Source organism: Rubritalea sp., from assembly GCF_039830215.1.
Lineage (GTDB): Bacteria > Verrucomicrobiota > Verrucomicrobiia > Verrucomicrobiales > Akkermansiaceae > Rubritalea.
Genome location: NZ_JBDOPO010000093.1, coordinates 1 through 19,770, shown reverse-complemented (window position 1 = coordinate 19,770; position 19,770 = coordinate 1). Strand labels below are relative to the sequence as shown.

At 49.3% G+C, this 19,770-nt stretch carries 15 protein-coding genes and 1 tRNA gene; 9 read left to right on the top strand and 7 right to left on the bottom strand.

All coding sequences use genetic code 11. The features are described 5' to 3' along the window. On the bottom strand, window positions 1–605 hold a 605-nt coding region (locus ABGY95_RS02985), incomplete at its 3' end, for a Mur ligase domain-containing protein (RefSeq protein WP_347440206.1). Continuing rightward, complete coding sequence (gene murG / locus ABGY95_RS02980) at window positions 605–1,690, bottom strand: undecaprenyldiphospho-muramoylpentapeptide beta-N-acetylglucosaminyltransferase (protein WP_347440205.1); 1,086 nt, start codon at window positions 1,688–1,690, stop codon at window positions 605–607. The genes murG and ABGY95_RS02985, both read right to left, overlap by 1 nt. A gap of 409 nt (window positions 1,691–2,099) precedes the next feature. Here murG and ABGY95_RS02975 point away from each other — a divergent pair, with 409 nt between their 5' ends. The 3 genes from ABGY95_RS02975 to ABGY95_RS02965 all read left to right on the top strand — a co-directional run bounded on the left by ABGY95_RS02975 (window position 2,100) and on the right by ABGY95_RS02965 (window position 6,472). After that, complete coding sequence (locus ABGY95_RS02975) at window positions 2,100–2,234, top strand: hypothetical protein (protein ID WP_347440207.1); 135 nt, start codon at window positions 2,100–2,102, stop codon at window positions 2,232–2,234. Between the two features lie 529 nt (window positions 2,235–2,763). Next, window positions 2,764–3,474, top strand: a complete 711-nt coding sequence (locus tag ABGY95_RS02970; RefSeq protein WP_347440204.1) for a TIGR04282 family arsenosugar biosynthesis glycosyltransferase — start codon at window positions 2,764–2,766, stop codon at window positions 3,472–3,474. Window positions 3,475–4,204: 730 nt separating this feature from the next. After that, a complete protein-coding gene (locus ABGY95_RS02965) occupies window positions 4,205–6,472 on the top strand; it encodes a sulfatase-like hydrolase/transferase (RefSeq protein ID WP_347440203.1) in 2,268 nt (755 codons plus the stop codon). A gap of 1,212 nt (window positions 6,473–7,684) precedes the next feature. Here the strand turns inward: ABGY95_RS02965 and ABGY95_RS02960 are convergent. Next, window positions 7,685–9,247 (bottom strand): excinuclease ABC subunit UvrC, encoded by a 1,563-nt coding sequence (locus tag ABGY95_RS02960; RefSeq protein ID WP_347440202.1) that lies wholly within the window; start codon window positions 9,245–9,247, stop codon window positions 7,685–7,687. Window positions 9,248–9,459: 212 nt separating this feature from the next. Between ABGY95_RS02960 and ABGY95_RS02955 the strand changes: the two genes are divergently transcribed. From ABGY95_RS02955 to ABGY95_RS02945, 3 genes are read left to right on the top strand one after another with little or no spacing between them, the layout of a single operon-like run. Further along, window positions 9,460–10,344, top strand: coding sequence for a MotA/TolQ/ExbB proton channel family protein (locus tag ABGY95_RS02955; protein ID WP_347440201.1), 885 nt, complete (start codon window positions 9,460–9,462; stop codon window positions 10,342–10,344). A 32-nt stretch (window positions 10,345–10,376) separates the two neighbouring features. Beyond that, complete coding sequence (locus ABGY95_RS02950) at window positions 10,377–10,793, top strand: biopolymer transporter ExbD (RefSeq protein WP_347440200.1); 417 nt, start codon at window positions 10,377–10,379, stop codon at window positions 10,791–10,793. A gap of 45 nt (window positions 10,794–10,838) precedes the next feature. Beyond that, window positions 10,839–13,196 (top strand): tetratricopeptide repeat protein, encoded by a 2,358-nt coding sequence (locus ABGY95_RS02945; RefSeq protein WP_347440199.1) that lies wholly within the window; start codon window positions 10,839–10,841, stop codon window positions 13,194–13,196. 894 nt (window positions 13,197–14,090) lie between these two features. On the opposite strand, the gene ABGY95_RS02940 is transcribed toward ABGY95_RS02945, so the two are convergent. The 3 genes from ABGY95_RS02940 to ABGY95_RS02930 all read right to left on the bottom strand — a co-directional run bounded on the left by ABGY95_RS02940 (window position 14,091) and on the right by ABGY95_RS02930 (window position 15,662). Then, window positions 14,091–14,165: transfer RNA gene (locus tag ABGY95_RS02940), tRNA-Glu, on the bottom strand. Window positions 14,166–14,275: 110 nt separating this feature from the next. Further along, window positions 14,276–14,695 carry a YkgJ family cysteine cluster protein gene (locus ABGY95_RS02935; RefSeq protein WP_347440198.1) on the bottom strand — a complete coding sequence of 140 codons (420 nt, stop codon included), beginning with the start codon at window positions 14,693–14,695 and terminating at the stop codon, window positions 14,276–14,278. A gap of 37 nt (window positions 14,696–14,732) precedes the next feature. Beyond that, window positions 14,733–15,662 (bottom strand): AEC family transporter, encoded by a 930-nt coding sequence (locus tag ABGY95_RS02930; protein ID WP_347440197.1) that lies wholly within the window; start codon window positions 15,660–15,662, stop codon window positions 14,733–14,735. Window positions 15,663–16,014: 352 nt separating this feature from the next. On the opposite strand from ABGY95_RS02930, the gene rpsB reads away from it, so the two are divergent. The 3 genes from rpsB (at window position 16,015) to ABGY95_RS02915 (ending at window position 18,753) form a co-directional block, all read left to right on the top strand. Continuing rightward, the gene (gene rpsB / locus ABGY95_RS02925; RefSeq protein WP_347440196.1) at window positions 16,015–16,743 is read left to right on the top strand and encodes a 30S ribosomal protein S2; all 729 of its coding nucleotides are present in this window, start codon (window positions 16,015–16,017) and stop codon (window positions 16,741–16,743) included. Between the two features lie 80 nt (window positions 16,744–16,823). Further along, window positions 16,824–17,690 carry a translation elongation factor Ts gene (gene tsf / locus ABGY95_RS02920; protein WP_347440195.1) on the top strand — a complete coding sequence of 289 codons (867 nt, stop codon included), beginning with the start codon at window positions 16,824–16,826 and terminating at the stop codon, window positions 17,688–17,690. Between the two features lie 214 nt (window positions 17,691–17,904). Continuing rightward, entirely contained in the window at window positions 17,905–18,753 is an 849-nt protein-coding gene (locus tag ABGY95_RS02915) for a mechanosensitive ion channel domain-containing protein (protein ID WP_347440194.1), read from the top strand. Window positions 18,754–19,129: 376 nt separating this feature from the next. Here ABGY95_RS02915 and ABGY95_RS02910 read toward each other — a convergent pair whose 3' ends face one another. Further along, window positions 19,130–19,492 carry a hypothetical protein gene (locus tag ABGY95_RS02910; protein ID WP_347440193.1) on the bottom strand — a complete coding sequence of 121 codons (363 nt, stop codon included), beginning with the start codon at window positions 19,490–19,492 and terminating at the stop codon, window positions 19,130–19,132. Window positions 19,493–19,770: the final 278 nt, after the last annotated feature.

Genomic DNA, 19,770 nt, shown 5'->3' with positions numbered 1-19,770 from the left:
ATCCCACTGTAAAAATCGAGATGTTCTTCCTCAACATTGAGAACCACGGCGTGTTTTGGCTGATAGAGAGCTAGCGTACCATCGCTTTCGTCTCCTTCCGCCACCATCAAATCACCTTGTTCATCCCAGTGTGCGTTCGTGCCCAAAACTGGAATTTCAGCCCCCACATAATGGGAGGGATGCACTGCACCACGGCGTAGCACATGCGCACTCATCGCTGAGGTTGTCGTCTTCCCGTGTGTCCCTGAAATGACGACTCCGTCCTTAGTCGCCAAAATCGCAGCAAGACACTCAGCTCGGCGTACCGTTGCAATGCCGGCTTCGCGAGCTGCTGCTAGTGCCACATTTTCATCACGAATTGCAGAGGAATACACCACCACATCGGCATCTGCTACAGAATGAGCATTGTGCGGGCTTGAAAATGCTAATCCCGCGCGCTGCAGGCGTTCGGTCTCGGCACTGGTGACGCGATCGCAACCACTCACACTATGCCCCATACCTAACAACAAAGAAGCCAAACCACTCATCCCGGAACCTGCAACCCCAATAAGGTGAACGCGCATTGGCTCGCCTGGCTGCATCAATCTCTCACTAAAATCCTTCATTATACACTCTCAATCACGGTACAGACACGAGTTGCTGCGTCTTTCACTCCGAGTGCCGCTGAGGCTACACTCATTTTCTCTAAATTATCAGACTCAGTTAACACGTTAGTTATATCTGCCACCAACATCCCGGCATCCAGCTCTGACTCTTGTCTTATCACTGCCGCATTAGCCGCTGCAAAGACCTCCGCATTTTTCGTCTGGTGATCATCTGCGGCGTACGGATACGGCACGAGAATAGACGCCAACCCTAGATAGGAAATTTCACTTAAGCTCGAAGCTCCAGAGCGCATGATTACTAAATCAGTGATTGCATAAATGCTCGGCATATCGTCGCAAAATGCGATGAGTCTGTGATTCGGGCAATTCTCCCCCATCTCGGTTTTGACCCGGTCATGGTCGAAATTACCAGTAATGTGGATAAACTGAATGTCAGGCATAGCCTTTGATGCCTCGACCACCAATGTATTGAGCTGCTTAGCACCTTGGCTGCCACCCATTACTAAAACGGTCTTTAAAGATGAATCTAGCCCAAGCTTCTTAGCTGCAGATTCACGTGAAGGCAGGCTGTGCAATTCTTCACGCACTGGTGTGCCTGTGATTTCGATCTCAGACTGAGGGAAATAGGAGCGAGCTTCCTTCATTCCTAGCAACACCTTGTCACACCACTTTGCTGTGAGTCGGTTTGCTTTGCCTGGCAAGGCATTGGAATCATGAACAAATGTTTTCGCGCCTAACTTGCTAGCAGCCATTACAGGGGGTAGCGAGGTGAACCCCCCCATACCGATCACAGCGTCGGCCCCAAAGTTTTTTAGCAACCCCTTGCACTTTGCTGTCGTCTTTAGCATCTTCCAAATGAAGGGAATTATTTTGGGTGAGAGTGTCGCTGGTTTGCCGATTGCTGGGACTGTATCAAACTCTAGATCACCATATTTTTCAGATGCGTCAGCATCCACTTTTTTCTCAGAAATAAGCAATCGAACATCATGGCCCCGGCGCTTCATTTCCTGCGCCACTGCCACTCCTGGAAAGAGATGGCCTCCTGTCCCTCCGCATGCGATTACTACCTTCTTTTTACTCTCCATGATCTTCGAGCCACAGCATCGACAGCCACTCAATAAACTCAAGAAAAATGCATTACATGCTAAAAAATTAGCACATAAATATAGAGTGACACAATAGATTCAGTCAATTTGATCAAAATTGACCTGACATGAGTGACCCAACTGAACTACTGGACGGCTCACAGTGAAAAACGGCAGGATATTGAGAACATCGTGCCGTGAGATTAAGTCAATCTAAATTGGCTTATTAAACATCTTCAGCGTTAGCGAGCTTGGTGAGCGCTTCTGGCGCGGCCTCAAGGCAATAGCCTCATAAGAGTTGGTGGCGAATCACAGCTTTATGATTCAACACGTAGATAATTGGCTATCCACGAGCACCCCATTTGTCTAAAACTGAGCTGACCGCCGAAATGCGGAAAGATAGTAAGCTATGATTTTGGTGGTGGGCAGCGGTGAGAAGCACGAACCTAAAGTCAACAAAATGAAAGCAACACGTAAAAGACTAGAACAAGAATTCAAAGCACGAGTGGCTCTAGCAGCGCTCAAGGGAGAAGAAACGATTTAATTGATCGCCAAAGAATATGAAAGCCACCCTATTCAAACTCCTGGCAACCTGTGGCAAGCCAGCAGTTGAGTGACGCGGCTCGATTTGAAATTTTTAGCGGCGAGATCTGTCCGACCTTACGACTTTAAGTGAAGTAGAAGCTGCTCGGCCTGGTGATTTATTTTATAATCTTCGGGTGTGGCTACACTTCTTAGGGCTTATCGCTGCATGCGGCCGTAGCTATCCACATTCTAGGTTAATTTACCCAAGGCGTTGTGTTGGCTAAGCTCTTCCAAGCCCTATTCGTAGGACCATGTCTGCAGCTATATAGTCATTCTGCCAACCAGGTCCCCTACCCGCACCCGTGTGCAACCGACCTTCTTGTGATACATTTGTCGTCGTCGCCCTACTCTGATTTTTTTTAATCGCAGTGTACATGGTGAAGAATCTACGGTCTCAGAATAATTCCCCCCAATGAAATAGCTCAATTAAGGCTAACTCTTCTATTGATACTTGCCCCTGGTACCGCTGAGATGTATGCATTTCTGCCGTGAATGCCCTCTTGATCTTCCTCAAAGAGCCTATTCCAGGAAAAGTAAAGCCCCGCCTAGCCGCTACGGTCGGCGAGGACGAAGCAGTAAAACGATATCGATCTATGGTGGCAGTTTTACTTGAGCAACTGGAAGGGTTGAATAACACACATGTGAGATTTTGCTACGCACCGGACGATGCCGCTGATGCCATCAAATTTTGGCTTTTACCGCAATTCAGAGGCCACACGGTCACGCAAGGCGACAGCTTCCTGTTCACACCTTTGAAAAACGCCACTCCATTCACTATCGACTTCATGGCGCAAGGAGATGGAGACTTAGGACAACGTTTAAAAAGAGCGACCTCACAAGCATTTGATGACGGGTACCAGAAGGTAGCTGTGATGGGAACTGGGTGCGTTCATTGTGGCTCTAGGTGGATCAATACAGCGTTCTCCCAAACCACACCTATGCGGTGCATAATTGGACCCAGTGGGGATGGCGGATATTACCTTCTAGCCACTGCAAAAAAATCAGAGGGTTTGTTTCACAATATCCCGTGGAGTTCTGAGAACACTCTGAGCAAAACGGAGCAAGCAGCCTCAGCCATCGACCTCACAGTGCTGCGTTTACCACAATTGGTAAACATCGAAGATGAATCAAGCTGGGAGGTAGTCCTTAGCTCCGCGATAGGAGGCAAACTTCGAGCCGCACTCAAACGAGAAGCCTAATTTAAGACACGCTTTACGCTGTCGCATTTTCTTCCATTCCATAAGCATGCACTTTAACCTATTCGTACTGGTCATTAGTATTGTGCTCTTCCTTGGGGAACTAATTCACCTCGTTGCTGTTTACCCAATCACTGCGTGCACATCGTCAAATGTGTGTCCACTCCTCATTAAATAGCGAGCGAACCGCCGATTGAATTGCTTGGTGTAGTCAGCTAAAGTAGGCGCTGAGGTCAATTTCCGCTGCATAAAATCTAGTCAACTTGCCAGCCTTCCTCTCCTTCCCAGAAAGTGCACTAATCTCATTTCCATAGTGCAATACAGCTGATGCCGAGAAGACTGCTCAGAGAATTTCGAGTCATGTTGCATCGTATAAATGTTGCCTATATCTAGGGGAACTTGCCCTATGATCAAATGCTGCCATTATTTAACATAAATTAATCACAAAAATAGAGGGGAAATGTCTCGATTTTGGCTTATTCAATCTGCCAGGAAATATTCTTTCGAACTTTGAATTTATCATTCTTAAATTACAGAGAATCATTCCCAAAAAAAGCTTAACCAGCTTACTCATGCAGAGGAAATTTCAAAATGCGTCTCTTTGTTACATTTATTCTTGTAAATCGTCCAAGCTTGCGCATATCAAGACACACCCAACTCGTTAGCCATCAACAAAATACCACTCAAAACTCTTCATACTCTACTCTGGATCTGCGGCCTATGCTATGGATTGATGCCCTTTTTGCGTCAGCACGAATTCGGAAGCAACAAGATATCACCCTATTTAGGTGAGAACTATTTGGGTAGCCACATCTTGATCTCCCTTGGCCTAGCTGCCTGCGGGACGGCCTTTTGGGGCAGCCTTTCCAGATGGCTCAACATGGGAGAATTTAAAGGGCACAAAGCGCAAACTTGGATGATTACCACACTCTGTGGACTAGCTCTGATACTCACACTTGGGACCGTTGACATACTCACTGGGTACGCCTACCTAGCCGCTGGGGCAGCCTTAGTGTTTATAATTATAACCTGTGCGATTAAATTTTCCCACCATCCGACACCTAAACGAGCAGAGCTAAAAATTCTCGCTAGCTGGTTAACACGTAAACACCCGTGGAATGGTCCTTTTTTCTTTGCGTTGTACGCCCTGTTACTATGGCACAACTACGAGCTTATTTCTGGAATGCTAGAGCTCAGTCCAGCCCACAAGATCAGTCTTTTCATCAACCGGATGTTCACCCAATTGAGCCTAATTGGTGTACTCTATTTTGCCACTAGGCTCTCGATTGATACTGGCCCGCGCTGGATTCGTCCATGGGTTTGGATCATTGCCTCTATGGCTCCTATTGCCATCGTTCTCGATCGTCTTCTTCATGGTTATTGGAACCAAACCTTTTTGGGGTTCCTCAATAAACTCGGCACCAAGGGGCTGATGAATTTTGGCACCGAATTACAAGGCGGTGGCATCCACCTCTCAGTTTCGGCTTTTGCCAGCATTGGACTCGCCGTGGCTCTCATTTTTTGTCTTTTAACCTACGGCACATCTCGCCTCGCGAGAAAATGGAAGCTCCATACTGCTCCAGTCTGGATGCTTGTTTCTATTGTGATAGGCTTCACTGGCGCGTCTGTGGAACAAGCCATAGGAAAGTCCTGGAAGCCTCGCCGAAACTGGATGCAAGAGTACAAGGAATTTGGCATTCTGCTTTCACCAGTGCGCCCACCTGATGGTCTCGCCCATTTTCAGGTGGTATTCCGTGACCACCATTGGCAAGAAGAGAACCCGACATTAGAACTCAAACAAAAGCCCGACATCTACTTGGTGTTTATCGAGTCCTTCCGTCACGACGCGCTACGCAACGATGTTACACCATTTCTCCATGATTTTGCGACAACAGAAGCCCAGCCGATTGGCCACACTTGGGCAGCATCCAATGGCACCCACCTCTCATGGTTTAGCACCTTTACAAGCCAGATTGCCACGGCGCGTGAACAAAGCCGTGACATAGCTAGAGAGCTAAACTGGCCAGGCCTACCCTGCTTCCATATTCTTCAGAAGTCAGGCTACGACCTACAGGTACACACAGGCAAGAACCTCGCATTCCGCGATATGCGTCGCCACTTCCATGGACTCAATGGCTCGCCATTTAGCACGATACGTGAAAACGTGGAAGGCGACCCAAGCTTTGACCTCAGCTACCCAGAGCGTGAAGTCATCGTTTTCAACGGCCTCAAGCAACTCATCAGTACGCGTGAAGCCGGTGGCCACCTCACCATCGCCACCATTGATTCACCCCACTACAAGTATTCATGGCACGATGACTTTGAACCACCATTCAAGGACTACTACCCGCATGCATTTTTTCCTTCTTCTCCATCGCTCAAAGAAACAGAGTTGATCAAAAACCAATACTTCAACTCACTCGCTTGGGCTGACTCCTTGGCCAAAGATTTCTGTGAGCACCTCAAAAAAGAGGGCAAGTATGATGACTCCATCATCATCTTCGCTGGCGACCACGGTGAGGAATTTCAAGAGCACGGTGGTTGGCTCCACGTGTCATCGCTTGAAGACGAGCAGATCAAAGTTCCAATGCTCATTAAGTGGCCCAAATCCGTCGGCCGCGGCCCAGAAGTAGCGGAAGCTAGTCACCTTGACCTGATGCCGAGCCTGCTACACCACATGCTCGACGACGCACACCCGCTCGACACAGCGGGAGAATCCTTACTGGCGACCCCAAAACACAGAACTAGCATCGCCACCACCGCCCAAGGAGGCATCACAAAGGAGGCTATGCTACTCACGCGAGAAGGCTACAAAGCGTATTTCAGCTGGCCTCATTACTTCGATGGCCGACCTGGGACCGATCTCACTCTCACCCGCCTCATCGGCCTCGAGGGTGATATCGAACTTGGGAGCCACGAGGAATATGATGCCGCGATCAAAGAATATTTCCCAGACGCTTTTGAGCGCTTCTTCGAGTCCTTTGAGCTCAAGATAAAATAGAACTTAGTAATCGTGCCACTATCCTCCGACCTCGTCCACTCGTCGCCCCACCGCTGTGCATTTTAGTGTCCTTGGATTCAAAGCCGTAGCGCAACGGTTCAATTGAAAGACGACTCAGATGCTGGGCAACTCAGCACTCGCCTCATGCTATGCTAACCCAAAAACAATCGCGCCCTAAGCTCTCAAAGAGGTGGGAATGGAGAGTATTAGCCACGAACCTATTTATCCATTCATTTGCTATGACTTGAAGCAGAATGGAACCCTTCGACAACACCTCCGCCATAAAGTGAAGTGATACAAAAGTGGCACCTTAAGAAGGACAAGCGAAATCACATTGCCAATCAAGTGTCGATCGGGGCGCGCTCACATGAAGTCAACCTTAGCCTTAGCTTAGGGCTCTGGCAAATCGATACCACTATTGGGAAGCCTTCTGAAGATCTTCTAATTACCATGGTCGAAAGATTCAGTCATCACACTCGGATAGCCAAGATTGACAGCAAAAACGCCGACTATTCTCTGATGCCGTTACTTAGACGAATGGGTCCGAACCGAAACAAATTTAAAACTGTAAAATAGGACCATGGCAAAGTGTTTGCTAAACACCTCTTCTTTGCTGGCGCGTGAGAATCCGAAGGGCACTTCGCTCATCCGTGTTGAATCAGCGATAGAAAAAAGAAGCCTTAGAGCTGCGCAACAGCCGTGCGACCCCTGGGCTAGCGCCGAACCAGCGGGTGAGGTAGCCCATCTTCGTAAGGAGCCAGCTAAGTCCTAGCGACGATAGCAGCTAATCAATGACATGAGGGTAACCAATCCAAGTTATTCCGCATCAGAACTCCGCTCAGCCATGCAAGCTATAATGGTGACAAGGATTTTAGAGCCACGTTTGTCGGATTGAGTGTTAGACATCAATCCGCCCACGGTTCGGGCAGGCCGAGGCCCTCAAGCCTCAAGTCAGAAACCACCGAACCTTCTTGCCTTATTCGGTATGGATAAGCTTAGTTCAGGTAAAGAATTTTGCTACGACCGCGCCTCTTATGAGAGCCTCTTTAGTGCGTTCAAACGTGAGCTAATGCCAGATAGCTGCTATCTTTGAAATACGCCGTGAAGCCAGCATTTTATATCTAATCAATTTTCACTCTGTCCAATTGAGTTCTGACTCAGACATTGCGGGGGGGCGGGACATAGCGCACCACATACAGTGTGCAGCAGAGTCTAACGTGCAAACCACTCGACAATTCTCTCAGCCGACTTCAGCCCAACCCCTTCAACTTTTTGCAGCTCCTTTACCGTGGCCTTCTTAACCTCGGTGACGGAACCAAAATGCTTGAGTAACGCACGCTTGCGTACCGTCGACATTCCTGGGACATCATCTAACAAACTCTCACTCATGCGCTTCCTCAGCAGCAGTTCGTTATAATTATTAGCATAGCGGTGGGCTTCATCACGGATGCGCTGCATCAACTTCAGCGACCCTTTGCTATGGTCGATTCGTAAGCCCTCACTCTCCCCTGGGAAGAAAATTTCCTCATACTGCTTAGCCAGCCCCACGATTGGCAGCTCAGCTAGTCCGAGATTTTTAAGCTCGGCATAAGCGGCTGAAAGCTGGCCCTTGCCACCATCCACAATCACCAAGTCAGGTAAACGGATCGGCGAGAGTCCTTCATCGCCCAACCTGCGCATCGCCTGCACTAGCGGCTCTTGGTTGCTCTCGAAAAATGCCTTATTCGACTTCTGACACTCCATCACAATCCGGCTATAGCGCCGGCGCACCACCTCCGCCATGCTGGCAAAGTCGTCCTGGGTCGAGACCGTCTTCATCCGGTAGCGTCTGTAGTTTTGATTGTCTGGCGCACCGCCAGTGAAGCGCACCATCGATGCCACAATGTGGGTATCGCTGACATTGGAAATATCAAAACACTCCATCACTTCTGGCGGTCGATCAAGAGCCAAGTATTCGCCCAGCTCCGCAAGATCTTCCGCCGGTCTCACCGTCGTGGGCAAACTCTGACCACGCGAAAACTGACGCGCTGGGCTCAATGTCTTTTCTAAATTTTGAATCACATCTCGCAGGCTGGCAGCCTTCTCGAAATCCATTTTCTCGGCCGCCTGCTGCATTTCTCCCCGCAGACTGGCGAACATTCCACGCTTCCCCTTGCCATCGAGAAAGTCCACCGCCTCCATCACCTTGGCCCGGTAGTTCTCATTGCTGATTTTACCGACACAGGGGGCTCTGCAATTGCGAATCACATCCGCATGGCAATGCTTGTACTCGTGTGCTCCTGGAGATTTCTGCGAACAAGTCCTCAGGCCAAAGGCATTGTTCAGCCATTCCAAAGTCGCTTTCAGCGCAGTAGAGTGCACGAAAGGTCCAAAATATTTCGCCCCATCCTCCTTGCGCAGCCGAGTCAGTTCGAAGCGCGGGATCGTCGCCTTTAGCTGAACCTTGACCAACCAAAACCGTTTATCATCTCGCAAGCTCACATTGTAGCGCGGCCGGTATTGCTTGATCAACTTGCTCTCCAGAATGAGCGCCTCTTCCTCATTGCGCACCACATGGAGCTCAAAGTCCCAGATCGACTCGATCAACGTCCGAGTCTTCAGATCCGCCGTGATCTTGCGCGATGGCAGGAAGTAGCTGGATAGCCTCTTCTTCAGGTTTTTCGCCTTACCCACATAGATGGTATTACCAATGCGGTCCTTCATCAAATAGACCCCTGGCTCAGAGGTCGTACTCCTCATGCGTTCTCGGAAATTTGGCTTCTTGTCCTGCATCATGGTGGCGCTTTAGAAAGCTTGGCGAAAGAGCCCAGCTGTCTAATACGTATGATGAGGATACATCCTGCCAGCAGATCGGCAATACCGGTGCGCGATTTTTACTGCGCAAATTTTATTTCCGCTTCGCTTTATTAACCAAACAACCTCGCTTTGCCTCCTATACCCCATGCTTGCATCATGCCATTGTCACGCTACACTACACCTTTCCTGATATGAAACGCACTTTAAGCCTCCAAGGCACTCTCTTCACACTCCTAACTCTGGGAACTCACGCAAAAGATGCCGCAACCCCAGCAAAAGCTCCAGTCGAACTCGATGTTTATGACCTTATCGTAGAAAGAGGAGGCTTTGTCATGTACCCACTGGCGTTGGTATCCATACTGACTTTGATTCTCGTATTCTTCTACTTTATAACGATCCGCCGCAACTCGGTGGTAAGTGACCGTTTCATGAGCTCAGCCGAAGCCCTCATCCGCAAGCGCGACTATCTAGGACTCGTCGCCCAGTGCCACCGCGAGAACAAATCAATATCACGGGTCGCCGAAAAATCGCTAGATTTCATGACTCAGAATTCAGGAGTTTCCTTTAAAGAAGTCCGTGAAGTAGCCGAAGCCGAAGGCTCACGCCAAGCGGGGATCTTGACCCAGAGAATTTCGTACCTCTCAGATATCGGCGCCATCGCCCCAATGATTGGCCTACTCGGAACCGTGATCGGCATGATCAAATCCTTCTACCAAATATCTTCAGGCAACTTTGAAGGTGTCAAGCAGATGGAACTTGCTGGTGGTGTCTCCGAGGCTCTGATCACTACAGCCTCGGGCCTCGTCATTGGTATCGTCGCCCTCATTTTTTATTCAATTTTCCGTGGTCGAGTGCAGAAATACATCGCCGAGCTAGAGGCTGCTTCCACCCATCTAATGGCTCTCCTTTCCGCCCAATACAATCGTGCTGGCGGCAGCACACCAAAGGCAGCATTCGCGGAAGAACTCGCCAGCTTTGACGACGCTGACAACGATGGCTTTGCCCAGGTCGACCGCCAAGGTCGCAGCACACCATCCCCCATCGACAACACCCGCCCGGACGTCCAAGGAATCTAGAGCCTCCAGCCTCCCCATCCATTTTCCTCTAAATGAAATTTCGCAATAACCAACCTCCGCCGGCAGGCTTTCAGCTTGCACCGATGATTGACGTGGTCTTCTTGCTGCTCATTTTCTTCATCGTCACCTACCAGCTCTCAGACTACGAGACCGAGCTCGACGTCAGCGTTCCTACAGCAGAGGAAGGCGCGACCACCACGCGCCATTATCTCGAAGAAATAGTCAACATACGGACTGATGGCACTATCGTCATGGAGAAACAAGTCTACACGCTCGATGAGCTTCAGGCCAAGATGGAGCGCCTCACACGCGTCAACAAAAACCAACCAATCCGCATTCGAGCCGACGGAGACACTGTTTCACAAAACCTCATTAATGTCATCGATCGTTGCCGCAAAGCCGGCATCTGGAATATTTCCTTCGCCACCCAAAGGCCAAAGACTCACTAGCCCCACTCCCCTCACTTTTTCTTTTTCCTCTTTCTCTTTTTCACCATGCGCGCACTTTTCATTGGCCTCAGCCTCGCACTCTCACCCACCTTGCTCCAAGCCCAAGCTGGACAACAAAACCTTCGGGCAGAACCGGGCTCAGACTACTTCACCCGTGCCAGGCAACTCTACGATGCGGCAGTCGCCGAGCCCGATCCTGCGCAGAAAAAAGAACTCTACGAGCGGGCCATCCCGATCCTAGATGACTACATCCGGATCTACCCTCGCCACAATTTCTCTCAGCCAGCTACCTATTATTTAGCGGAATCCTACCTAGCTATCGGCATGCCTCGTCAGGCTGCCAGATTGTTTGACACGATCATCCAGAAGTACCAGACTGGCCACTATGTAGCAGCAGCAGCGTACCGCCTCGCCTACGAGAACTACAACAACAAGCGCTACCATCAAGCTGCGCGCCTCTTCGGCCTCACCGCTACCAATGCGCAAAAACCAGAAGACCAACTACGCTCGATCTATTTCCGCGCCCAATGTTACCTTTTACTGAAGGACCCAAAACGTGCACACCCACTGCTCGAGAAGGTCGCCAACAGCCAGATTGATAGCCCTTACAAGACTCAGGCAGCGATTTCCCTCGCTCACGTTCTCCTCGCGGAGAATGAGTACGCCAAGGCTCTACCTCTCTACGAAGCACATCTCTTACCATCACAGACACCTGAAATGCGCTCAGAGACGGCCTACCACGCCGGCGTTTGTGCTGCAGAACTCAAGAAAATTGATCTCGCTAAAAAGTACTTTGCCATGGCCATAGACCTGCCTCAATCCCCATGGAAAGCCAACTCCCACATTGCCCTTCTAGGACTCTACTACCAAGCGAAAGACTATGATGCCATTCTCGCTCAACTAGGCAAATCCCAAGTGGAGCTCGATGCTAAACAGCTCGCGCAGCAAGGAGTCATCGTTGGCCAAAGTTACTTCCAAAAGCAAAACTACGCCGAGGCTATCAACTATTTCCTCGATGTCGAACGCTCGGCACCCGGAACTGATCAAGCATTTGAAGCCGCCTACTACAAGCTCCTCTCACTGTACAATATTGATGGAGGACGCATCCCTGAAATGGTCGACCAATTCATCCAGAATTACGCAGTCGGCCGCGGCACCAGCAAATACATACACCAAGCAATCTTGATCAAAGCTGAAGCGCTTTATAGTGAAAAGAACTACAAGGAAGCAGCTGAAGCATACAACGCCATCATTCCAGAATTCACCGATAAGCGTAATCTAGCTTCATTACTCTATAAAAAAGCTTGGTGTCTCTCCGAAATCAACAACCACGAAGGAGCGACCGAAAGCTTTAGCGAATTCATCAAAGCTGCACCTCAGGACAAACGCATTAACAACGCCTACGCCAAGCGCGGCCAATCCTACATGGAGCTCGACAACCGCGTCAAAGCCCTCAAAGACTTTGACGCCGTCATCAATAATGCACCCAAGTCACAAATAGCAGCAATGTCACTCCAGCTCAGTGCTCGGATTCAGCGCGACTCCAAACGCTATTCCGATGTCGTGGAACGCCTCGAACAACTACTCAGAGACCACCGAGACCTCACTCCTGCAGCCAAAGCTAACAGCCACTACTGGCTAGGTTCAGCCTATTTCAAACTCGATCAATTTAAAAATGCCATTCCCCAGCTGGAGGCAGCCCAGCAAATGGACAACGAGGCCTACGGCAAGCAAACAGCCATGTTGCTCATCCTTGCACGCTATTCACTCAAGGACATCGACGGCCTCAAAGTAGCTCTAACAAAGGCCGAGAGCATAGAGCTAGGAAAGCAAATCCCGCTTCCTGTTTATCGTTGGCTCGGCAGCCAGTGCTACAACGCTGGAGATTTCAGAGAAGCTGCTAAATACCTCACTAAAGGCTGCGAAGAAGGAGTCCCACAGAAAACTCCCACAATCATCTGGCGACTACTCTCCAAATCTCAGCTCAAGAACGAGCAATGGACCAACGCACTTATCGCCTGCGACCACCTGCTTTCGATGGAGAAAGACGATGCTCGCAGAGTGGAACCCATGCTCAACAAAACCAAGGCTCTCACCGGACTCAAGCGCTACGACGAAGCTTTAAAAACTGGTAGTGAGGCACTTGCTTTACGGCCATCCGGCAAAACCAAGGTTGGACTACTCCTAGCCCTCGGCGACCTAGCAGCCCTCCAGTCCGATCATCCAACTGCCGCCCAGCACTACGTTCTCATCGTTGAAACTTTCCCGAAGGCCCCCTCCCACAAAGAAGCTCTCTACAAGCTGATCCAATCATTAGAGCAATCAGGAAAAACAATGGACGCTGCTAGCTACAAAGCTCGGCTAAAAAAGGAATACCCTAACGACAAAGATCCTAGCAGTTAGCCCCCCCCTAGCTGATGAGAGTTACAGCACACACTGCCCTAGTACTGTTCGCCTGCGCTCTCTGGATTGACACTGAAATTCCCAAAGATTCCTACCCTTCAACGACGCGCCCCTGGCGCTCGCTCGGTAGATGAACAGTACAGCTACTATCTGAAACAGGCACAGTTATTAAACACGGGGTTATTTCCAGCTATTACCAAGGTGGTGGAAAAATACTGGCACCAAGCGTGGGGAATACACAAAGCAACACGGCGACCGCGACAAAGCTGCGTGGCCAATCATCGTCCAAAAACTAGATCTAAAAACCCCTTCTCCCCCCATTGCTGTCCCTCAGGAATATGAACTCAACTTCACATTTAGCTCAGGAGACTACGCTGGAATCATCAACGAACCACGAACAGTCAAGCGAGACGCTGACAACGCCAGCCTGACCCGCAGCTTCATCTCAGCACCTACGGCCAACAAATAACGGAGCCATGGCTCCCATTCACCACTGAAGACACCGACCGGACCTCCCAAGTAAGAGGCTACCTCATTGATCACCTGTGGCTAATCAATGATGAAAAAGAAATCAATAACTCTGAGCAGAACAAGAAAGAACCAAAGGCAAATCAGCCCAATCCACAAACCACATCTAAAGGGGCGTAAATCCTCCGGCCTTTTTTAGCCCAGCACTAAATTTCTCCTCAATGAAAACCCAGAAGCATCTGGAAGAATGAGCATTCATCGAGTTGGTATGGTTCAAATGAAGAGCTCTATAACAACCAAGCACAGCCTTTTAAACCGAATCAAAACCCTTCAATCTGCAAGCCGCACAAGGCTAGAGGCGGTACAACAAAAAAGCCCACTGGATACAGTGAGCTTTTTTGTATAGACATTTTTCATTGAGAAAAATGGCATCCCGTAGGGGATTCGAACCCCTATTGCCGCCGTGAAAGGGCGGAGTCCTAACCATTAGACGAACGGGACGCATTAATGGCTGCCTTTCGGCGTGGCCGCAACAAAACCATACAGACCAGATTCGCGCAAGATCTTTTTACTAATTTCTTAAAAAATATTTCAGCACCTCCTCAATAGCCTCATAAATCACGACCACGGATCTCTTTATCTGCCGACAAATCACTCCCATCTACAAGACCCAACTCGATTGCTCTGTCCATCGGCACAGGCTTAGCCTCGCACACCTTTTCCCAACCGGGAAAACTCCACCTATTCGGGAAACCCTTACATTGAAATGGCTTCACCGCCTGAATTTTACAGCCGCCATCCTCTAGCATGAGGCACTCGTGGTTTTCTTTTTCCAGCAACGAGAGTCCATTGCGATTCATCCGAAGTCGTGTGAACTTCTGAATAAAATCATCAACCTCCATTCCTAAATGTGCAGCAATCGCGTCGATTTCGTTATCTTCGACCCGCACATCGCCCGGCCACTTGCAGCAAGCGCCGCAGCGATCACACTGATACCAGACTTTTTTATCCATACCGACCTCATCCCACATTGGCCGGAAATGGAAAGGACAAATTTTGCCTGACACGCTACAAATCGAGCGCGTGCATCCCAATGATAATCACGAATGGCATGGTGATAAAACACGCCACTGTGGTGGCCACAACTACCTGCACAGCGACCTCTGGCTTTCCCCCGTAGTGCTTGGCTAAAACAATCGGAAACATCGCGGCGGGCATAGCAGCCTGAATCACCATCACCTTCTTTAACTCAAGCGAAATAGGCAACAAATAGGCTGCACCAATAAGACACGCGGGAATCAAAGCCAAGCGCACAACCATAGAACCGATCGCTACCTTCCAATCAAACCTGTCGTTTCTTAGAAGTTCAACCAAACCAGCACCGATCACGATCAGAGCTATAGGAATGGCCGCCGCTCCTAGCATATCAAATGTTCTCATCGGAGCCCCGTGAAAAAAGCTATCCCAACCAAAAGCATTGATCAACAAACCTGCCACCACCGCGATGATCGGAGCCTTCACAAAGAGCCTCCAACTAATATTCTTATCACCACGCATCATAGAAACTCCAACAGTCCACATCGCTATCTCCACCCCCACATTGTGGGTGAACAAAACACCTAGTAAGCCGTCACTAGGGAAAATACTGAGTAACAATGGCACCCCCATAAATCCATAATTCTGAGTACCAGCAGTCACTCCAAATGTGCGTTTTCCTTCCCCTCGCTTCATTCCAAGGAATCCGGCAGAAACATAAGCCACTCCAAGACCGATCAGAAGGCCACCGCAACCAAAGCTAGCAACCTTGCCCACTTCGCCCCAATCACTCAAAGCCTTATTACCGATAATATTAGCTAGTGTCAGCGCTGGAAGCAACACCAGCACCACCATATGCATCATCCCTCGCTCGATATTCTCACTAAGAATATCAAACTTTCTCAATAAGCACCCCACCCCGATGATAAGAACCACCGGGGCTAAAGCTTCCAAAACTAACATCGATTGCCCCACAGCCACTATCTATCCCAGCTTTCCTCTTACTGGCAAGAATAGATACTTTTACAAGCACACATTCCACCTCTATAAAACACTCAATTAAGCAGGACACATTAGATTTAGTTAAACTTAGGACGGATGAACTAAACCAACCTAGCCATAAGGAGTTAGTCATCATAAAATCACCCTCAGAAAGTAGCGAACAAATTCTTGCCAAATCTCACTTTTACTGTTACCACACGCGCGCTCCAACTCTCGCCGTCGCAAAACAATGAGAAACTAGGTGGAGAGGACCTTATAGCGACGGAGTTTCCAAAAACAAAAGCCACCCTGAATCAAGGGCTGCAACACAATTATGATCAACGAACTCATTAAAGAAATGGTAGACGCTGGCGTTCATTACGGACACCAGACTCGCAAGTGGAATCCAAAAATGAAACCTTACCTCATGAAGGACAAAGGCGGCATTTACATCATCGACCTGGAGAAGACTGTACAGAACCTTGATAAAGCTTCTGCATACCTCACAGACATCGCTGGTAAAGGCAAGAAAATCCTCTTCGTTGGTTGTAAGCGCCAAGCTCAAGACGCGGTTAAAGAAGCAGCTGAAGCAGCTGGTCAGTTTTACGTTAACCACCGTTGGTTGGGTGGCACACTCACTAACCTTACGACGATCCGTCGTTCTGTTGAGCGCCTCAAGTACCTTGAGAACATCGAGAAGCAGCCTGAATTCAAAGCAATGTCTAAGAAGGAACTCGCTGCTCTTTCCCGTGAAAAAGGTAAGCTCTTCCGCAACCTTGACGGTGTCCGCGACATGGAGAAACTTCCTGACGCAATCGTGATTGTTGACTCAGCTCGCGAAACAATCGCAGTGGCTGAAGCTCGTCGCCTCAACATCCCAGTGATTGCTATCGTTGATACGAATGCTGACCCAGGTGTGATCGACTACCCAATCCCAGGCAACGACGACGCAATTCGCTCTATCCGCATCCTACTCCAGAACCTCGTCGATTCAATCGTTGTAGGCGCTAAGAACGACGCTGTAGAAGCTAAAAGCGACGACGCAGCAGCTAAAGCTGAATAAGCTATAAAGCACCACTTTCACTGCGGAGTTTAGGCTTCGCAGTATTTTTTTCACTCAATTTATCTAGAATTTAAAAGATTATGGCTATTACAGCATCCGCAGTTCAAGAACTCCGCAAGCTCACATCCGCAGGCATGATGGCTTGTAAGAAGGCTCTCACAGAAACTAACGGCGACCTCGAAGCAGCGGCAAAGCTCCTCCGCGAAAAAGGCGAAGCTAAGCGCTCCGACCGTGCAGACCGCGAAACTGGTGAAGGCATCGTTGCTGCATTCGTTTCCTCATGTGGCAAAACAGGTATCCTCGCAGAAGTTAACTGTGAGACTGACTTCGTATCTAAGAACGAAGCATTCCAATCATTCGTCGGTGAGATGATCGAAGCAATCGCTAACAGCGACGCATCTGACGCGACTTCAGCACTCTCCGTACCATTCGGTGAAGGCACAATCGAAAACGTTCTCGGCGCCAAGTTCTCAGAGCTCGGTGAAGTGATCAAGATCTCTAACCTCACACGCTTCACAGTACCTGCAGGTGCAGCAGCATCCTACATCCACATGGGTGGCAAGGTTGGTGTTCTCATCGAGGTAGCCACAGGAAACGCAGCAACTACAGAGACTCCTGAGTTCCAGGAACTCCTCAAGGACATCACTCTCCACGTTGCAGCTGCTAATCCAGCTGGTCTTTCCCGTAACGACATCGACGGTTCAGTAGTTGAAGAAGAAAACGAGATCAACCGCAAGCAACTCGAAGCAGCAGGCAAGCCAGCGAACATCATCGACAATATCCTTAAGGGTAAGATCAACAAGTTCTACGGTGAGCAGTGCCTCCTCGAGCAATCCTTCGTTAAGAACCCAGACCTCAGCATCACTCAGCTTCTCGAAGCTAAGGCTAAGGAACTCGGTGACACAATTACACTGGTGCGTTACGAGCGATTCTCCATCGGATCTTAATCGACCACCTACTTTTTAAGGTCCCGCTCATACCGAGCGGGGCTTTTTTCCTTTTCTCTTACCATATTAACACTCACATTCTAAGTATCATGATGGCGCGTAAAACGATCTCTATCTGCATTCTATTGTTTCTTGTCACCCTTATCTTCACAGCAGGCTACTGGGTATACAATGTGCTCGACCTAATGAGTGTGGTCTAACTATATTCCTGCCCATGCCTGAGTCATGGGAATCTATCAATGTTTGGTATCGTTCCGGCGCAATTATTGTTGCCGGAATTTTTGCGCACCTCGTCTTCAAACTCTTTGTTCTAAGAGCTCTGGAGAAGATCAGTGATGCCACCACCAATGACCTAGACGATCGCCTAGTCTACTTTATCAAGCGGTTCCACGTAATCGTTCTCACCTTTGCCCTCTTCCTTCTGCTGCTGCAGAACCACGGCATAGCCATCACCCCTTTCCTTGCAAGTGCAGGTATTGCAGGTATCGCCATCGGCCTCGCTGCCAAAGAAACACTCTCGGATATTCTCTCTGGCATTTTCCTCATCGCCGACCGACCGATCCGCATTGGTGATCGCATCAAGATCGAACGCCCAGGAAAACATTGGGGAGGCTGGGGAGACGTGACAGAAATTGGCCTCCGCCGGACACAGATCCGTAACTCAGACGGCATCATCCTCGATTATCCCAACTCGGTACTCGCCAATTCCGTCATCACCAATTTCTCCTACCTCGATAAGCCTGTTCGGGTTCGCGTCCGCTTTCAAGTCAACTACAATGCCGACCTCGATCACGTCGAGCGCGTCGCCAAAGCCGCGATCAACTCCACCCCCACCGTCATCGCGAACACCGCAGACATTGTCGTGCGCGGCGTATGGGACGACGACCGTGGACACCAACTCTCAGGTGTGCTAGTGGAAGGTCGCTACTTCATCGAAGACGTGCGTAACAGAACACGCGTCCGCTCACAGGTTTTACGTAATCTGATCCAACACCTCAACGAAGCCAACATCCCCTTCGCCACTCAGCGCATGCGAATCAGCCCTGAGGAAGGATCTCCTTAATAAACATTGGCAGGGGCAGATCTCCGAGACGACCAGCTAGCTTGATCCATTATACCCACGTAGATGCTGAAAAATCGCAGAGCTCTCTTGGCTCTGTTGATTAGGACGGCTTGGAGAACCTTCCCAGCCAGCTAATTGGCACGATGCATATTAGAGGTGTCTCAGCATGCTAGAGATCTAAGATCTCCCCATCACTTTTGATCCCCAATTCTTTTCCAGCATCACATCAAATCAGAATCCACCGAAAACCTGAACTAAGGAGAATAGATACGCACAGTAAACTCAGCAGAGAACTAGCAGTCACCATAGCTATGAGCCCCAACAATCCTCAACATGTGAGTGACCTCGTAGGAAGCATCCTCTTCTCTTAACACTTTTACAGCTGGCGCGCGTTTCGGCCTTCGTCGATGAGCTTCCAGAAGTGCTTTGAGCTATTCAAGGCCTCGTCTTCGCTGACGGGCATTTTGGAACGGAAAAGGAAATCCGAGAAGGTGTTTTTGTGCAACACGCGATGAACAATGACATTCTCATCCTTCAATCCAAAATAGATTCTATATTCCTTGGTGCGGAAGCGATAGAGCACCTTACCGTCGCGCTCAAACTTAGCGTACTCGCCACCGTCAAGGTTCGTCAACTTCTCTTCAGTCACACGAAAGGCGTCTAATAAGTCGAGTTGGTCGAGCGTTTCCAGCTGAGAAATCTCAGCGGCACTAATTTCATTGAAAACTATCTGGAGCACCCCTGCAGCATAACGAGAGCTATGAAAATGACGAAGCTTTTTATCTAGAAAATAGACCCGTTGCCTATAGTTCCTGGGTCATTCATGGTCAGCATAGCCATCGCAGAGTGTCTTATGATGATTGCCTTAGGATTTATTCGTTCGTCGTGCGGCTTAGAGCACGAAGGCCATGGGAACTCAGACTGAGTTCGTAACTTTTCGATAGCTTATTAATCAGGCGGAAAACCAGTTGGCATTATTTCTGCTAAATATAAGCTATGAAACTTCAAGACGCACGT